The 15,459-nt window shown below is 70.2% G+C and carries 12 protein-coding genes and 1 riboswitch; of the genes, 3 read left to right on the forward strand and 9 right to left on the reverse strand.

Features of this window, described 5'->3' with window-relative positions:
• The first annotated feature begins 138 nt into the window (after positions 1-138).
• On the forward strand, positions 139-909 hold the full coding sequence (locus tag IE206_RS08820) for an ABC transporter ATP-binding protein (protein ID WP_189961493.1): 771 nt from the start codon (positions 139-141) through the stop codon (positions 907-909).
• A gap of 210 nt (positions 910-1,119) precedes the next feature.
• A complete protein-coding gene (locus IE206_RS08825) occupies positions 1,120-3,651 on the forward strand; it encodes an ABC transporter permease (RefSeq protein WP_189961494.1) in 2,532 nt (843 codons plus the stop codon).
• A gap of 86 nt (positions 3,652-3,737) precedes the next feature.
• On the opposite strand, the gene IE206_RS08830 is transcribed toward IE206_RS08825, so the two are convergent.
• The 9 genes from IE206_RS08830 to IE206_RS08870 form a co-directional block, all read right to left on the reverse strand.
• A complete protein-coding gene (locus IE206_RS08830) occupies positions 3,738-5,030 on the reverse strand; it encodes a class I SAM-dependent methyltransferase (RefSeq protein ID WP_189961495.1) in 1,293 nt (430 codons plus the stop codon).
• Between the two features lie 218 nt (positions 5,031-5,248).
• Positions 5,249-6,646, reverse strand: a complete 1,398-nt coding sequence (locus tag IE206_RS08835) for an NAD(P)/FAD-dependent oxidoreductase (RefSeq protein WP_189961496.1) — start codon at positions 6,644-6,646, stop codon at positions 5,249-5,251.
• Between the two features lie 369 nt (positions 6,647-7,015).
• Entirely contained in the window at positions 7,016-7,930 is a 915-nt protein-coding gene (locus IE206_RS08840) for a Ppx/GppA phosphatase family protein (protein ID WP_189961497.1), read from the reverse strand.
• A complete protein-coding gene (locus IE206_RS08845; protein WP_189961498.1) occupies positions 7,927-8,460 on the reverse strand; it encodes a DUF501 domain-containing protein in 534 nt (177 codons plus the stop codon). Before IE206_RS08845 ends, IE206_RS08840 begins: the two co-directional genes overlap by 4 nt.
• A 31-nt stretch (positions 8,461-8,491) precedes the next feature.
• Complete coding sequence (locus IE206_RS08850) at positions 8,492-8,980, reverse strand: FtsB family cell division protein (protein ID WP_189961499.1); 489 nt, start codon at positions 8,978-8,980, stop codon at positions 8,492-8,494.
• An 85-nt stretch (positions 8,981-9,065) separates the two neighbouring features.
• Entirely contained in the window at positions 9,066-10,352 is a 1,287-nt protein-coding gene (eno, locus tag IE206_RS08855; RefSeq protein WP_189961500.1) for a phosphopyruvate hydratase, read from the reverse strand.
• A 270-nt stretch (positions 10,353-10,622) separates the two neighbouring features.
• The gene (locus IE206_RS08860; RefSeq protein ID WP_189961501.1) at positions 10,623-11,327 is read right to left on the reverse strand and encodes a LysM peptidoglycan-binding domain-containing protein; all 705 of its coding nucleotides are present in this window, start codon (positions 11,325-11,327) and stop codon (positions 10,623-10,625) included.
• A gap of 3 nt (positions 11,328-11,330) precedes the next feature.
• A riboswitch (cyclic di-AMP (ydaO/yuaA leader) is annotated at positions 11,331-11,499 on the reverse strand.
• A gap of 257 nt (positions 11,500-11,756) precedes the next feature.
• Positions 11,757-12,773: a LysM peptidoglycan-binding domain-containing protein gene (locus tag IE206_RS08865; RefSeq protein WP_189961502.1), complete on the reverse strand. Its 1,017-nt coding sequence runs from the start codon at positions 12,771-12,773 to the stop codon at positions 11,757-11,759.
• A 132-nt stretch (positions 12,774-12,905) separates the two neighbouring features.
• Positions 12,906-14,165: a cytochrome P450 family protein gene (locus IE206_RS08870; RefSeq protein ID WP_189961503.1), complete on the reverse strand. Its 1,260-nt coding sequence runs from the start codon at positions 14,163-14,165 to the stop codon at positions 12,906-12,908.
• Between the two features lie 39 nt (positions 14,166-14,204).
• Between IE206_RS08870 and IE206_RS08875 the strand changes: the two genes are divergently transcribed.
• Complete coding sequence (locus IE206_RS08875; RefSeq protein ID WP_226598882.1) at positions 14,205-15,422, forward strand: globin domain-containing protein; 1,218 nt, start codon at positions 14,205-14,207, stop codon at positions 15,420-15,422.
• The last annotated feature ends 37 nt before the right edge of the window (positions 15,423-15,459 follow it).

The following is a 15,459-nucleotide window of genomic DNA, read 5'->3' on the forward strand; positions in this document are numbered from 1 at the left end:
TCATACCTCAGGAGGACCCGGGGGGTTCTTCCGTCCGACTCAAGAGGGCCAGCGAACGGGCACAGGGACTGACGATCCGGCGCCGTGCGGCCGCAAGGATGGAGAAGTCCCCGAAAGCCGTTCGACAGGAGTACCTCCGTGACCACCATCCCCACCGCACACCGCGCGACCGCGGTGGCCGCCCGCGCCATCGAGCTGTCGAAGGTCTACGGCACGGGCGAGACCCAGGTGGTCGCCCTGGACCAGGTCACGGTCGACTTCCGGCAGGGCGAGTTCACCGCGATCATGGGCCCGTCGGGCTCCGGCAAGTCCACGCTGATGCACTGCGTCGCGGGCCTCGACTCCTTCAGCTCCGGCTCCGTCCGCATCGGCGAGACCGAGCTCGGCTCGCTCAAGGACAAGCAGCTCACGCAGCTGCGCCGCGACAAGATCGGCTTCATCTTCCAGGCGTTCAACCTGCTGCCCACGCTGACCGCCCTGGAGAACATCACCCTCCCCATGGACATCGCGGGCCGCAAGCCCAACAAGCAGTGGCTCGACCAGGTCATCGCCATGGTCGGCCTCTCCGACCGGCTCGGCCACCGGCCCACCCAGCTCTCCGGCGGCCAGCAGCAGCGCGTCGCCGTGGCCCGCGCGCTCGCCTCCCAGCCGGAGATCATCTTCGGTGACGAGCCGACCGGAAACCTGGACTCGCGCTCCGGCGCCGAGGTCCTCGGCTTCCTGCGCAACTCGGTGCGCGAGCTCGGGCAGACCGTCGTCATGGTGACGCACGACCCCGTCGCCGCGTCCTATGCGGACCGGGTCATATTCCTCGCCGACGGGCGGATCGTGGACGAGATGCTCCGGCCCAGCGCGGACGGGGTGCTCGACCGGATGAAGGCCTTCGACGCGAAGGGCCGCACCAGCTGACCCCGAGCCGCTGGGGGCTTTGCCCCCCAGGCCCCCAGCCCCTTGTCGCCGGGTCCCCGCGCCCTCGCCCGGTACCGCTGGGGGCTCCGCCCCCAGACCCCCGCTCCTCAAACGCCGGAGGGGCTGATTTTCCGGCGTCCGGAGTCGGAAGGGCTGGCCGCCCGATGCTTGCCGACTGGCCCTCGATCACCCAGGACTGAGAAGAAACCCATGTTCCGTACCGCCCTGCGCAACGTGCTCGCGCACAAGGCCCGGCTGTTGATGACGGTGCTCGCCGTCATGCTCGGCGTCGCCTTCGTCTCCGGCACCCTCGTCTTCACCGACACCCTCGGCAACGCCTTCCGCAACCAGTCGTCCAAGAGCTACGACAAGGTGGCCGTCGCCGTCACCACGTACGGCAGCCGTGACGACGCCGAGCGCGAGCCCGGTGTCAGCAAGCAGACCCTTCAGAAGATCGAGAAGCTCGACGGGGTCGCGTCGGCCACCGGCCGGGTGGACGGCTTCGCCGGTGTGGCCGGCACCGACGGCAAGCTGATCGGCCAGGGCTGGGCCAACAAGGGCGGCAACTTCGCCCCCGGCAAGGACGGCAAGGACCCGGCGTACACCTTCGCCCAGGGCTCGGGCCCGGTGAAGGACGACCAGATCGCCCTCGACAAGGACACCGCCGACAAGGGCGAGTACAGCGTGGGCGACAGCGTGCGCGTCGCCACCAACGGGCCGGTCAAGACCTACAAGCTCGCCGGTGTCTTCACCACCGAGGACGGCGCGGTCAACGCGGGCGGCAGCCTCGTCCTGTTCGACACCGCCGTCGCACAGCAGCTCTACCTCAAGCCGGGCTACTTCCAGAACGTGAGCGTTGCCGCCACTCCCGGCGCCGACGCCCAGAAGATCCTCACCGAGGTCGAGCCCCTGCTCCCCAAGGACGCCGACGCCAAGACCGGCCAGGCGCTCGCCGACCAGGAGGCCAAGGACATCGAGAAGGGCCTCAGCGGCCTCAACCAGACGCTGCTCGCCTTCGCCGCGATCGCGCTGTTCGTCGGCATCTTCCTGATCTCCAACACCTTCACCATGCTGGTCGCCCAGCGCACCCGTGAGCTGGCCCTGATGCGTGCCGTCGGCGCCTCGCGCGGCCAGGTCCGCCGCTCGGTGCTCGCCGAGGCCCTGGTGGTCGGCACGATCGCCTCCGCCATCGGCTTCGCCCTCGGTCTCGGCCTCGCGACCGGGCTGCGGTCCGCGATGGGTGCCTTCGGCGCCAAGCTGCCCGACGGCCCGCTGATCGTCTCGGCGACCCCGGTGATCGCCGCCCTCGCCGTCGGCGTCTTCGTCACCCTGATCGCCGCCCTGCTGCCCGCCTGGCGCGCCGCCAAGATCCCGCCGGTCGCCGCCATGAACAGCGTGCACGGCGTGGCCACCACCAAGTCCCTGGTCGTACGGAACTCCATCGGCGGCGTGATCACCCTCGCCGGCGCGGCCGCCGTCATGGCCGGTGCCGCCGCCGGCAAGGACGGCAAGATGCTCATCGGCCTCGGCGCCTTCCTCGCCCTGGTCGGCATCATCATCCTGATCCCGCTCCTGTCCCGCCCGGTCATCGCCCTCGTACGCCCCGCGCTCAGCAAGGCGTTCGGCGTCTCCGGCAAGCTCGCCAGCCAGAACGCGGTGCGCAACCCGCGCCGCACCGGCGCCACCGCCTCCGCGCTCGCCATCGGCCTCACCCTGGTCACCGGCCTGTCCGTGCTCGGCGTCACGCTCGGCACCGCCATCGACAAGATGACGACCGACAACATCAAGGCCGACTACATGGTCCAGATGGCGGCCAACGGCTCCGGCCTCGACAAGGACGTCCTCTCGGCGCTGCGCAAGGCCCCCGGCGTCTCGGCGGTCTCGCCCAAGGAGTCCACCTACCTGAAGATCGACGGTGACGGCCAGTCGGTGGCCGGTGTCACCCCCGGCGACATCGAGAAGGTCATCAAGGTCGAGCCGGTGTCCGGCTCCCTCGCCACCCTCGGCCAGGGCCGGATAGCCGTCGACGACAAGACCGCCGCCAAGCACAACTGGAAGCCCGGCTCCAAGGTCGCCGTCGAGTTCGCCGACAAGAAGAAGGGCGAGCTCACGATCGGGGCGACGTTCAAGGAGAACGAGTTCCTGGGCTCGGTGCTCGCCCCGACCTCCGTACTCGACCCGCACGACACCAAGCCCTACATCCCGCAGATCTTCGTCAAGACGGACGGCGGTGCCACAAGCGCCAACGAGAAGGCCCTGGTCAGCGCGCTCGGTGACAACCCGGCGATCAGCATCATGGACCAGCAGGACATCCGCAACGAGTTCGGCGGCATGATCAACACGCTGCTCAACATCATGTACGGGCTGCTCGCTATGGCCCTGATCATCGCGGTCCTCGGTGTCGTCAACACCCTCGCGATGTCGGTGTTCGAGCGCCAGCAGGAGATCGGCATGCTGCGGGCGATCGGCCTGGACCGCCGCAAGGTCAAGCGCATGATCCGCCTGGAGGCCGTCGTCATCTCGATGTTCGGCGCGGTGGTCGGCATCGGCCTCGGCTCCTTCCTCGCCTGGGCCATCGGCCAGACCATCAAGAAGTCCATCCCGAACTACGCGCTGGTCATCCCGTGGGACCGCATCGGCATCTTCCTGCTGCTCGCCGGTCTGGTGGGCGTGCTCGCCGCCATGTGGCCGGCCCGCAGCGCCGCGAAGCTCAACATGCTGACCGCCATCAAGACCGAGTAGGCCAGCAACTGCCTTGATGCACAGGGCAGTTGAAGGGGTCCGGGAGTTCGACTCCCGGGCCCCTTCGTCGTCGGGTCACAGGTCGCTCAGTTCCAGGTACGGGCCCTCAGCGGCATTCCCGAGGCGCCGCTCACCGGGGTCTTCACCGCGAGGATCTGGTTGACGCCGATCCGGTTGCGCTCGAAGGAGATCGCCGAGGCGGCCATGTAGAGCCGCCAGATCCGGGCCCGGCCGGGGCTGGTGTACCGCACGGCACGCGCCCAGTCGGACTCCAGGTTCGCCACCCAGTGACGCAGCGTCAGGGCGTAGTGCTCCCGGATCGGCTCGACGTCGCGGGCCTCGAACCCGGCCTCCTCCAGGGCGGCCAGGGTGCGGCCGACCGGGGCGAGCTCGCCGTCGGGGAAGACGTACTTGTCGATGAACTCGTCCACCTGGTAGGCCGATTCGTCCCGCTCGGGGCGCCGGGCGATCTGGTGGTTGAGCAGCCGCCCGCCCTCCTTGAGCAGCGCGTGCAGGATGCCGGCGTACTCCGCGTACCGCACCGAGCCGACGTGCTCGGCCATGCCGATGGAGGAGATCGCGTCGAACGGGCCGTCCTTGACGTCGCGGTAGTCCTGGACGCGGATCTCTATCCGGTCGGTGAGCCCCTCCTCGGCGATCCGCTTGCGGGCGAACGCGGCCTGTTCGCGCGACAGCGTGATGCCGACGACGTGGGCGCCGTACTCGCGGGCCGCGTGGATGGCCATGGAGCCCCAGCCGCAGCCGACGTCGAGCAGCCGGTCGCCCTCCTTCAGGGCCAACTTGCGGCAGACCAGGTCGAGTTTGTCGCGCTGGGCGTCTTCGAGGGTGGCCTCGGGACTCTCCCAGTAGGCGCACGAGTAGACCATCGACGGGCCGAGCACCAGCCGGTAGAAGTCGTTGCCGACGTCGTAGTGGTGGCTGATCGCCTCTTTGTCGCGGCGCCTGGTGTGCAGCGGGCCGGTGCGGCGGCGCATCTCCTCGGCGGGCGGGGCCGGCGGGGGCAGCGCGCCGCCCAGCTTCACCAGCGCCTTGGCGGCGGCCCGCAGCCTCGGGTCGCGCACCGGGTGGAGGGTGTCCTTGGGCTCGCCGCCGCGCTCCCAGATCAGCCCCGACAGCAGGCCGAGGGCCGCGTACAGGTCGCCCTCGACGTCGATCTCGCCCGCCACCCAGGCGCGGGCCAGGCCCAGTTCGCCCGGCTTCCACAGCAGCCGGCGCAGCGCGCGCCGGTGGCGTACGACGAGAACCGGAGCACCGGGCGGGCCCGCCTCGCTGCCGTCCCACGCCCGGATACGTACCGGGAGGGCCTCCCCCAGCAATTCCTCGGCAAGAGTGGTCAGCCGCAGTGCCGCGTCGGCCATGGTGCACACCTCCGTACCTCGCAGAAATGTCTCAGCACCCCGGTCAACAGTGCCCGGGCGCGGAGCAATCCCGCTACCGCGCAGGGGAGTGACAGGGTGTCTGTATACACCATCTTCTTGGCCGGAAACCGATCATGGACGAAACCGGGCCGGGCGCGCCGAAGGGGCCGCCCGCACCACGGATGGCGGACGGCCCCTTCGGGGTAACGCTGCTGAGGCTAGGAGGCCTTGGCCTTCGCGTCGGCCTTGTCCTCGACCTTGGCCGCGGGGGCCGGGGCGGGCTTGGCCGCCTCGTAGAACTCCTCGCGCGGGCTCTCCATCGCACCGAGGGAGACGACCTCGCGCTTGAGGAACATCGCGAGCGTCCAGTCGGCGAAGACGCGGATCTTGCGGTTCCAGGTCGGCACGGCCAGACCGTGGTAGCCACGGTGCATGTACCACGCGAGACGGCCCTTGAGCTTGATCTTCATCTTGCCCATGACGATCATCGCGACGCCCTTGTGGAGGCCGAGGCCCGCCACCGCACCCTTGTTGGAGTGCGAGTACTCCTTCTGCGGGAAGCCCCGCATGCCGGAGACCACGTTGTCGCCGAGGACCTTGGCCTGACGCAGCGCGTGCTGGGCGTTCGGCGGGCACCAGGCGCGCTCGGCCGGGACGCCGGCCTTGATCGAGGCGAGGTCCGGGACCTGGGCGTTGTCGCCCGCGGCCCAGATGTAGTCGGTGCCGGTGACCTGGAGGGTCGGCTGGGCGTCCACGTGGCCGCGCGGGCCGAGCGGGAGGCCGAAGCGGGACAGCGCCGGGTTGGGCTTGACGCCCGCGGTCCACACGATGGTGTTGGAGTCGACCTCGAGGCCGTTCTTCAGCACCACGTGGCCGTCCACGCAGGAGTCCATGGAGGTCGAGAGGTAGATCTCGATGCCACGGCCTTCGAGGTGCTCCTTGCCCCAGCGGCCGAGCTCCGGGCCGACCTCGGGAAGGATCTTGTCGGCGGCGTCGACCAGGACGAAGCGCATGTCCTCGCGCTTGACGTTGGTGTAGTACTTGGCCGCGTCGCGCGCCATGTCCTCCACCTCGCCGATGGTCTCCGCGCCGGCGAACCCGCCGCCCACGAAGACGAAGGTCAGCGCCTTGCGGCGGACGTCCTCGTCGGTGGTGGAGTCGGCCTTGTCGAGCTGCTCCAGAACGTGGTTGCGCAGGCCGATGGCCTCTTCCACGCCCTTCATGCCGATGCCCTGCTCGGCGAGACCGGGGATCGGGAAGGTGCGGGAGACCGCACCCATCGCGATGACCAGGTAGTCGAAGGGCAGCTCGTAGGCCTCGCCGACGAGCGGCGCGACCGTGGCGACCTTGCGGTCCTGGTCGATGCTGGTGACCCGGCCGGTGAGCACCTCGGCTCCGCGCACGACGCGTCGCAGCGGGACGACGACGTGACGCGGCGAGATGCTGCCTGCGGCGGCTTCGGGGAGGAAGGGCTGGTACGTCATGTACGAGCGCGGGTCGACGACCGTGACGGTCGCTTCCGCGTAACGCATCTTCTTCAGAATGCGTCGCGCTGCGTACAGGCCTACGTACCCGCCACCTACTACGAGGATCCTGGGACGCTCCGTGGTGCTCATGCCATCGAGTATCCACCCGCCGATGGGCCCCCGCTCGTGCGCCCCTTCACAAGGTCTGACAGGGGCTCTGCTACACTGCGCGGCCCACGTGACCGAGGTCATGGCGCGATGAGGGAACCACGGTATAGGGGAGAACGTTGTTCACCCCTCCTGAACTGGCCCGCACGGCACCGGGCCCGCTGGACCACTGCCGTATGAAACACAGGCGTAACGCGTCAACCACCGTCTGGAATGCGCACGGAAAGGCCCCCTGAGCCTCGGAAAGCGGTCCTGGGACCACAAACCTCGGCCCGGGGGGCCCATTTCCTTGTGAAGAACTTCACGAACTTTCTCGCGCGGCCCGGCCCCAAGGGCCTCCCAGGACCGCGATCAGGCGACCGACCAGGCGATTCCGTCCAGAATGTCGTGCTCGCTCACCACGACCTCACGGGCCCCGGTCCGCTCCATGACGGCGAGCAGCACCAGCGCACCGGCCGCGATGACGTCGATCCGGCCCGGGTGCAGGACGGGGATGCGGGTGCGCTCCTCGTGGGTGGAGGCGAGCAGGCGCTCGGTGACCGCGGCGACCTGGTCGTGAGAGATACGTGAATGATGGATGGCGGCCGAGTCGTAGGCGGTGAGGCCGAGCGCGATCGCGGCGACGGTGGTGACCGAGCCCGCGAGGCCCACCAGGGTGCGCGGCTCGCGCAGCGGCACGGTCTGCTCGGCGAGGTCGAGGGCGGCCTCGATGTCGGCGCGGATCGCGGCGATCTGTTCGGGCGCGGCCGGGTCGCCGGGGTGGTGGCGCTCGGTCATCCGCACACAGCCGATGTCGACCGAGCGGGCGGCCTCCACGGTCCGCGAGCCGACCACGAACTCGGTGGAGCCGCCGCCGATGTCGACGACCAGATACTTGCCGTCGGCGTGCAGTTCCTTGGTGGCGCCGGTGAAGGAGAACTCGGCCTCCTGGTCGCCGGAGATCACCTCGGGCTCGACGCCCAGGATGTCGAGGACGCCGCGGACGAAGTCGTCCCGGTTCTCGGCGTCGCGCGAGGCCGAGGTCGCCACGAACCGGATGCGCTCGGCACCCAGCTCCTTGATCACCGCGGCGTACTCGCGGCACGCCGCGAACGTCCGCTCCAGGGCCTCGGGAGCGAGCCGCCCGGTGCGGTCCACGCCCTGGCCGAGCCGGACGATCGTCATGCGCCGGTCGAGATCGGTGATCTCCCCGGTGGCAGGGTCGGCATCGGCCACCAGGAGGCGGATCGAGTTCGTACCGCAGTCGATCGCGGCGACGCGCGTCACTTGTCGTCCTCCCCGCCGCACGGCGTCACGCACGGGCCCTTCGCCCACCACTCGGGCAGCATCGCGATCGCCTCGTCGCCGAGCGGGTTCACGCCCGGGCCCGCGGCCAGCGAGTGGCCGACGAGCACGTGCAGGCACTTGACCCGGTCCGGCATGCCGCCCGCGCTCGGGAAGCCGTCCAGGACCTCGATGGCGTCACGGCGCGCGATGTAGTCCTCGTGCGCGGCACGGTAGGCGGCGGCGAGCTCCGGATCGCTCGCGAGGCGCTCCGTCATCTCCTTCATGACGCCGTTCGCTTCCAGGGTGCCGATCGCGGAGGCCGCACGCGGGCACGTCAGGTAGTACGTCGTCGGGAAGGGCGTGCCGTCCTCCAGGCGCGGGGCCGTCTCGACGACGTCCGGGTTGCCGCAGGGACAGCGGTGCGCGATCGCGCGCAGCCCGCGCGGCGGGCGGCCCAGCTGCTGCTTGAAGGCGGCGATGTCCGCGTCGGTGGGCTCGGTGCGTTCGGTCTGGGGCGGGGGCGTTTCCATGCCTGGGTCAGTCTCTATCGCTAGCAGGTGGTCAGTTGGCGGGGCGGTCGGCGTTGTCGACGCCGTCCCAGAGGTTGTAGTGCCAGGCGCGGCTGGTCGCGGCCTTGTCCTCGCGGTGCTTGTTCACGGTGCCCGGGTCGACGACGGTGAAGCTGGTCTCGCCCGGGAACTGCATGTGCAGATGCTCGCGGGCCAGCTTCTCGATGTACGCGTCGTCCTGGAGGCGCGCCTTCTCGTCGCGCAGCTGCTCGACCTCCTTCTGGGCGTCGGCGGCCCTGCGCTTCTGGTCGGAGATGTCGGCGCGCTGCGAGACGAACTGCCGCATCGGGTAGGCGAGCGCCACGATCAGCGAGCACATGACCAGGGCGAGCAGCGCCGCCCGGCCGGTGAGCCGGGAGCGGCGGGCCTGCCGTTTGGTCTGCGAACGGTAGACGCGGGCAGCGGTCTGCTCGCCGAGCACCTTGAGCCGGGCCGCGGTGGAAAACCGCTCACGGTCCGCGGTCTTGGCGTTCTTGCCCATCGCTCTCCCGCCTCCCCTTACACACGTACGTCCCCGGACACGGTACGGGACCGCGGCCGGGGACGTACGTACGACTGGCTAGGCGTCAGCCCTTGAACCGCGGGAAGGCGGAGCGGCCGGCGTAGACCGCGGCGTCGTCGAGGATCTCCTCGATGCGCAGCAGCTGGTTGTACTTGGCGACGCGGTCCGAGCGGGCCGGGGCGCCGGTCTTGATCTGGCCGCAGTTCACCGCGACGGCGAGGTCGGCGATGGTGACGTCCTCGGTCTCGCCGGAGCGGTGGGACATCATGCACTTGAAGCCGTTGCGCTGGGCCATCTCGACGGCGTCCAGGGTCTCGGTCAGCGAACCGATCTGGTTGACCTTGACGAGCAGGGCGTTGGCGGAGCCCTCCTCGATGCCGCGCGAGAGGCGCTCGGGGTTGGTGACGAACAGGTCGTCGCCGACGATCTGGACCTTGGAGCCCAGGCGCGAGGTGATGGTGTTCCAGCCGGCCCAGTCGTCCTCGAACAGCGGGTCCTCGATGGAGACCAGCGGGTACGCGGAGACGAGCTCCTCGTAGTACTCGGTCATCTCGGCGGCCGAGCGGGACTTGCCCTCGAACTCGTACTTGCCGTCCTTGTAGAACTCGGACGCGGCGACGTCGAGCGCGAGCGCGATGTCCTTGCCCGGGGCGTAGCCGGCTTCCTTGATGGCCTCGAGGATGAGGTCCAGGGCGGCGCGGTTGGACTCCAGGTTCGGCGCGAAGCCGCCCTCGTCGCCGAGGCCGGTGGACAGGCCCTTGCGCTTCAGGACGCCCTTGAGCGTGTGGTAGACCTCGGCACCCCAGCGAAGGGCCTCGGAGAAGGACTCCGCGCCGATCGGGGCGATCATGAACTCCTGGATGTCGACGTTGGAGTCGGCGTGCGACCCACCGTTGAGGATGTTCATCATCGGGACGGGCAGCAGGTGCGCGTTGGGGCCGCCCAGGTAGCGGAACAGCGGCAGGTCGCTGGCCTCGGAGGCGGCGTGCGCGACGGCGAGGGAGACGCCGAGGATGGCGTTGGCGCCGAGCGAGCCCTTGTTGTCCGTGGCGTCCAGGTCGAACATGGCCTGGTCGATCAGGCGCTGCTCGGTGGCGTCGTAGCCGACGAGCTCCGGGCCGATCTGCTCGATGACGGCGAGAACGGCCTTCTCGACACCCTTGCCGCCGTAGCGGTTGGGGTCGCCGTCGCGAAGCTCGATGGCCTCGAAGGCACCGGTGGAGGCGCCGGACGGGACTGCAGCACGACCGGTGCTGCCGTCGTCGAGGCCGACCTCGACCTCGACCGTGGGGTTGCCTCGGGAGTCCAGGATTTCCCGGGCTACGACGACGTCGATGGACGGCACGAGCATCTCCTTCTGGGATGTGACGCTAGATGTGACGCAAGCAGTGCAAGGTCGTGCGGGGTCGCGTTCGCCTTGCGACAAGAGCCTAACCGGCTCTGGAGCTCCAGCCAGCCGAGTGCCCGCCTCCTGGGACGAAAAAGGGCCCAAGGACCCCTAATCCCGGGCAAAGGACCACAACACTACTGCCGGGTAATAGCGGGGGACAACGAAAACCCCGGCCCGGCGCGTACGGGGGAATGCGCGCCGGGCCGGGGCGACCTGGGGGGTGGGTCAGCTTCAGCCGAGGTGCAGCTTCTGGCCCGGGAAGATCAGGTCCGCGTCCTTGACGATGTCCTTGTTCAGCTCGAACAGCTTCTGCCAGCCGCCCTTGACGCCGTTGGCGGCGGCGATGTTGCCGAGGGTGTCGCCGGACTTGACGGTGTATTCGCCGTTGCCCTGCTTGACCGGCTCGGTGCGCTGCTCGTCGCGGCTGGCCGGAGCGGACTCGGTGCGCTCGGCCTTCTTCGCCTTCGGCTGCGGCTGGGCCTGCTGCTTGGGCGCCGCGGGCTTCGAGGCCTTCGGCTTCGAGGAGGACGAACCGGAGGTGTCCACGTCGGCCTTGCTGCCGCCGGAGGTCAGGTTGCCGGCGCCCGCGCAGCCCCAGGCACCCGGGCCCTGGATCGCGAGCAGCTTCTCGGCGGTGGCTATCTGCTGGCCCTTGGTGGCGAGGTCGGCGCGCGGGGCGTACTGGGTGCCGCCGGCGGCGGCCCAGGAGGACTGCGAGAACTGCAGGCCGCCGTAGTAGCCGTTGCCGGTGTTGATGGACCAGTTGCCGCCGGACTCGCACTGGGCGACGGCGTCCCAGGTCTGGACGGAGGCGGCGGAGGCGTTGCCCGCCGCCATCAGCGGGGCGGCCACGGCGGCACCGGTGACACCGGCGAGCGTGACGACACGGACGGCCTTGGACGGGCGACGGTGCTTGCCCTTGCCGGAAAGCAGCATGGAGGTTCTCCTCACCGACGCCTGCGAGGTGAGCTGTCGGGTTCGGGCGTGAGCTGCCCGGCCGAGCGTCGATGCGCCCGTCTTCACCCCAAGCCGTTGCGGCAGTCACGTGAACTGCCGGGCCCGGCACTTACCTTGGGTCCCCCGCTCCTGCCTACGGCGCATAAGCGTCGACTGTTCCCGTCGGCCGACGGCAGGATTCGGCGTGCTCGGTCGACGGGGCTCGTGGTGACGAGCGAGTCCGACGAAAACACACGCCCCACCAATGTTCAAAGACGCACATCGGGGAGAAATCCCCCCTGCTTGCCGTCACAGAAGGGACGTTTCCGCAGGTGAGGGGCGGGGCGAATGGACCGGGCAGACGGGACACGCCAGTTGAGGCGAAGAGACCCATCTCTCACTTGCGCGAACCGGACATAGGGCGGCGAACTAACCCTGCTTCGGCGCCGACTTCGGGTTCGCCACGGCCGCTGCCGCACTCTTCAGGTCCAGGCTCTGGCCAGGCAGGATGAGGTTGGGGTCGGTGCCGATCAGCTTCTCGTTGGCGTGGTACAGCGCGGGCCAGCCGCCCTGGATCTTGTTCGCCTCGGCGATGACCGACAGGTTGTCGCCCGGGCGGACCGTGTAGTCGCCGTTCGCGGCAGGGGTGTTACCGGACTCACGTGAGGCATCGTCACCTCGCGAGGCGTGCCGTCCGGAATCACGGCTATCGGTTGAGTTGCCCGAATTGTTCGAACCACTCGTACCGGCCGGCGGCGTGGCCGGGTCCGCCTGACCGGTCGTCGGGGCGGACGGGGACGTGCCGCCCGGCGTCGAGCCCGCGCTCTCGTCCGGCGAGGGTGCCCCGCGGTGCTTGCCGGGGCTCGCCGGGGTGGAAGCGGACGGCGTCGGGGACTTGGCCGGGTCGCTCGGCTTCGTGGCACCCGGGGCCGGCGTGGCGGGCGTGGAGCCGCTTGGCGTCGAGGTGGCGTCGGGCGCCTTGGTCGCCGGGGCGGTGGGCGTCGCGGGAACGGGCGCGGGCGTCCCGGTCGACGTGTCGGGCGCGCCCGGGTCGACGTCCGCCGAGCCGCCGCCCTTGGTGAGCCCGGCGCCGGTGCCGCAGTTCGCGAAGGCTCCCGGACCCTTGGCCGCGAGCACCCGTTCGGCGACGGCTATCTGCTGGGCGCGGCTGGCCAGGTCCGCGCGCTGCGCGTAGTCCGTGCCGCCGTACGCCTCCCAGGTGGCCTGCGAGAACTGAAGACCGCCGTACAGGCCGTTGCCGAAGTCGGCGCTCCACATTCCGCCGGACTCGCAGGCGGCCACCTGGTTCCAGGTGGTCGCGTCGGCGGCGTTCGCGCCGGTCGCGGCGAGCAGGGGAAGGGCGATGGCCGATCCGGTCACTCCTGCCGCGACGACGAGAGCGGGTGCCTGGCGAGGTCGACGATGCCGTCCATTCCCGGAGCGCATGAATAAGGCCTTCCGTGTGACTGCTGAGCCGAATGAACGGTGAACGTAGCCGTACTCGAACGCTTGTCACAAGTCGATGCAGCCGGGATCACATAAAAGTCACAGTCTTGACGGTCCGTCAGATCTGGGCCTTCACGGTGAGGCCGTGAACTCGACCGGCAGGGTGCGCAGTCCGCGCATGATGAGCCCGCCGCGCCAGCGCAAATCGTCAGGTTCCACCGCGAGCCGCAGGTCAGGGAGGCGCCGCAGCAGGGTGGCGAGCGCGGTCTGCCCTTCGAGCCGGGCGAGCGGCGCACCGAGGCAGTAGTGGATCCCGTGCCCGTACCCGAGGTGCTGGTTGTCCTTGCGGCCGAGGTCGAGCGTGTCCGGCCCGGAGAAGCGCGCGGGGTCGCGGTCGGCGGCGGCGAGCACCACGAGCACGGGGTCGCCGGCCGCGATGTCCTGCCCGCCGAGCGTCAGCGGCTGGGTGGCGAACCGCCAGGTGGCCATCTCGACGGGCCCGTCGTAGCGGAGAAGCTCCTCGACGCCGGTTTCGAGAAGACCGGTCTCCCCCGCCGCGAGGGACTCCTGAAGCCGCTCGCGCTGCCCGGGATTGCGAAGCAGCGCATACATCCCGTTCCCGATCAGATTGACGGTGGTCTCGAATCCGGCGAAGAGCAGGATGAAGGCCATGGCGGCGGCTTCGTTCTCGGTGAGGTGCTCGCCGTGGTCGCTGGCCTCGATGAGCCGCGAGATGAGGTCGTCGCCGGGGTTCTCGCGCTTCTTGTGGATGAGCTCGGCGAGGTAGTTGCGCATCTTCTTGACGGAGCGGGCGACGCCGCCCCGGGGGCCGCCCCCATGGCGGATCATCATGCCCGCCCAGTCGCGGAAGTCGTCCTGGTCCTCACGGGGTACGCCGAGCAGATCGCAGATGGCATAAATGGGAAGCGGGAAGGCGAACTCGTGAATGAGGTCGGCCGACCCCTCGGCCTCGAACGCGTCGATGAGCCGGTCGGTCAACTCCTGCACCCGCGGCGCGAATTGGGCGACGGTACGCGGAGTGAACGCCTTCGACACGAGACGCCGCAGCCGGGTGTGGTCCGGCGGATCGATGTTGAGCAGATGCGTCATCAGCTCGGCCTTGCGCTCACCCGGGATGCCGGTTTTGCCCTTGGCGTGGGCGGGCTCGTCGTGGTGTGCGGGGTTCTTGGAGAGCCGCTGGTCGGCGAGGGCCTGCCTGGCGTCCCCGTACCGCGTGACCAGCCACGCCTCGACGCCGCTCGGCAGCCGGGTGCGGTGCACGGGGGCGTGCTCGCGCAGCCAGGCGTAGGCCGGGTACGGGTCGGTGGCGAACTCCCAGGTGAAGAGTTCGGGGGCGGGCGGGGCGGGCGGAATGGGGTTGTTGTCCTGCACCTCTCGACCGTATCCCGCCCTCTCCCCTACATTCACGCGGTGGATCAAGCGGATCAAGAGGTGCTGAGGGCCGGCTTCGCGGTGGTGGAGCGGCGGGCCGAGCATGCGGCCAAATATTTCTATTCCCACCTCTTCTGGCACAACCCGGGCCTGCGGGCGCTGTTCCCGTCCGGGCCTGAGGCCATGGAGCGCCAGCGCGACCGGCTGTTCGCCGCGGTCACGGAGGTCATGGACCGGCTCGGCGACCCGTCCCTCCCCGCCTATCTGCGCGCGCTCGGCCGCGACCACCGCAAGTTCCTGGCGGCGCCGGAGCACTACGCGGCGGTCGGCGCGAGCCTGCTCGCCGCGTTCGCCCGGGCGGCGGGCGGGGCGTGGACGGCGGAGGTGGAGAAGGCGTGGTGCCAGGCGTACTCGGTGATGGCCGAGACGATGCTGGAGGGCGCGGCCGGGGCGGCCGCGGCGGGGGAACCGGCGTGGTGGGGCGCGGACGTCGTCCGCCATGCCCGGTACGGCCCCGACCTGGCGGTCCTCACCCTGCGCCCGTCGCCCCAACTCCCTTACACCGCGGGGCAGTACGTGAGTGTGGCGCATCCCAGGGCGGCGGGGGTGTGGCGGACGTACTCGATCGGGAACGCGCCGCGCGCGGACGGCACGGTCGACCTCCACGTCAGCCGGGTCTCCGGCGGGCCGATGTCGACGGCTCTGGTCGAGCGGACGCACCCGGGGGACGCGCTGCGGCTGAGCCCACCGGCCGGCTCCTTATCCCTGGGGGCGTCCCCGTCCGGCCCTCTCACCTTCATAGCCGCGGGTACGGGCTGGGCCCCCATGAAGGCGCTTCTGGAGCAGCTGGCGGGGGCGCGGTACGCCGACGAGGTACGGCTGTTCGTCGTCGCCCGGGATGCGGCGTACCTGTACGACCGGCCGGCCCTGGAGGCGCTGGGCTCCCGACTCCCTTGCCTGCACACGACGTTCATCACTCCGGCGCCGGGGCGCGACCCCCTCCAGGCCACGGAGCGTCTGATGACTGCCCTGGGTCATCGCAGCCACTGGCCCCACCATTCGGTCTTTCTGGCCGGGCCGCCGGGGTTCATGGCGGAGGTGCGGGAGGTTCTGGTGGGCCTGGGGGCGGCCGAGTCCCGCATCTCGTGCGATGCGGTCCCGCCGGTGGGGCCGGGCCCCCGTCCCCTCGGCTCGGCGGAGTGGCTGCTGAACCGCCCGGTCCCGCGATGGCACAACCCGGCGGCCCGCAACGCCTGAGCACACCTGGGGCTCCGCCCCAGACCCCGGAGGCGCC

It is taken from the genome of Streptomyces violascens, from assembly GCF_014649955.1.
Lineage (GTDB): Bacteria > Actinomycetota > Actinomycetes > Streptomycetales > Streptomycetaceae > Streptomyces > Streptomyces violascens.

Excerpts from the sequence above, each read along its gene's own strand:
- IE206_RS08835 (WP_189961496.1), bottom strand. The coding sequence starts at position 6,646 with ATGAGCACCACGGAGCGTCCCAGGATCCTCGTAGTAGGTGGCGGGTAC.
- IE206_RS08845 (WP_189961498.1), bottom strand. The coding sequence starts at position 8,460 with ATGGAAACGCCCCCGCCCCAGACCGAACGCACCGAGCCCACCGACGCG.
- eno (WP_189961500.1), bottom strand. The coding sequence starts at position 10,352 with ATGCTCGTGCCGTCCATCGACGTCGTCGTAGCCCGGGAAATCCTGGAC.
- IE206_RS08865 (WP_189961502.1), bottom strand. The coding sequence starts at position 12,773 with ATGCGCTCCGGGAATGGACGGCATCGTCGACCTCGCCAGGCACCCGCT.
- IE206_RS08830 (WP_189961495.1), bottom strand. The coding sequence starts at position 5,030 with ATGGCCGACGCGGCACTGCGGCTGACCACTCTTGCCGAGGAATTGCTG.
- IE206_RS08850 (WP_189961499.1), bottom strand. The coding sequence starts at position 8,980 with ATGGGCAAGAACGCCAAGACCGCGGACCGTGAGCGGTTTTCCACCGCG.
- IE206_RS08825 (WP_189961494.1), top strand. The coding sequence starts at position 1,120 with ATGTTCCGTACCGCCCTGCGCAACGTGCTCGCGCACAAGGCCCGGCTG.
- IE206_RS08860 (WP_189961501.1), bottom strand. The coding sequence starts at position 11,327 with ATGCTGCTTTCCGGCAAGGGCAAGCACCGTCGCCCGTCCAAGGCCGTC.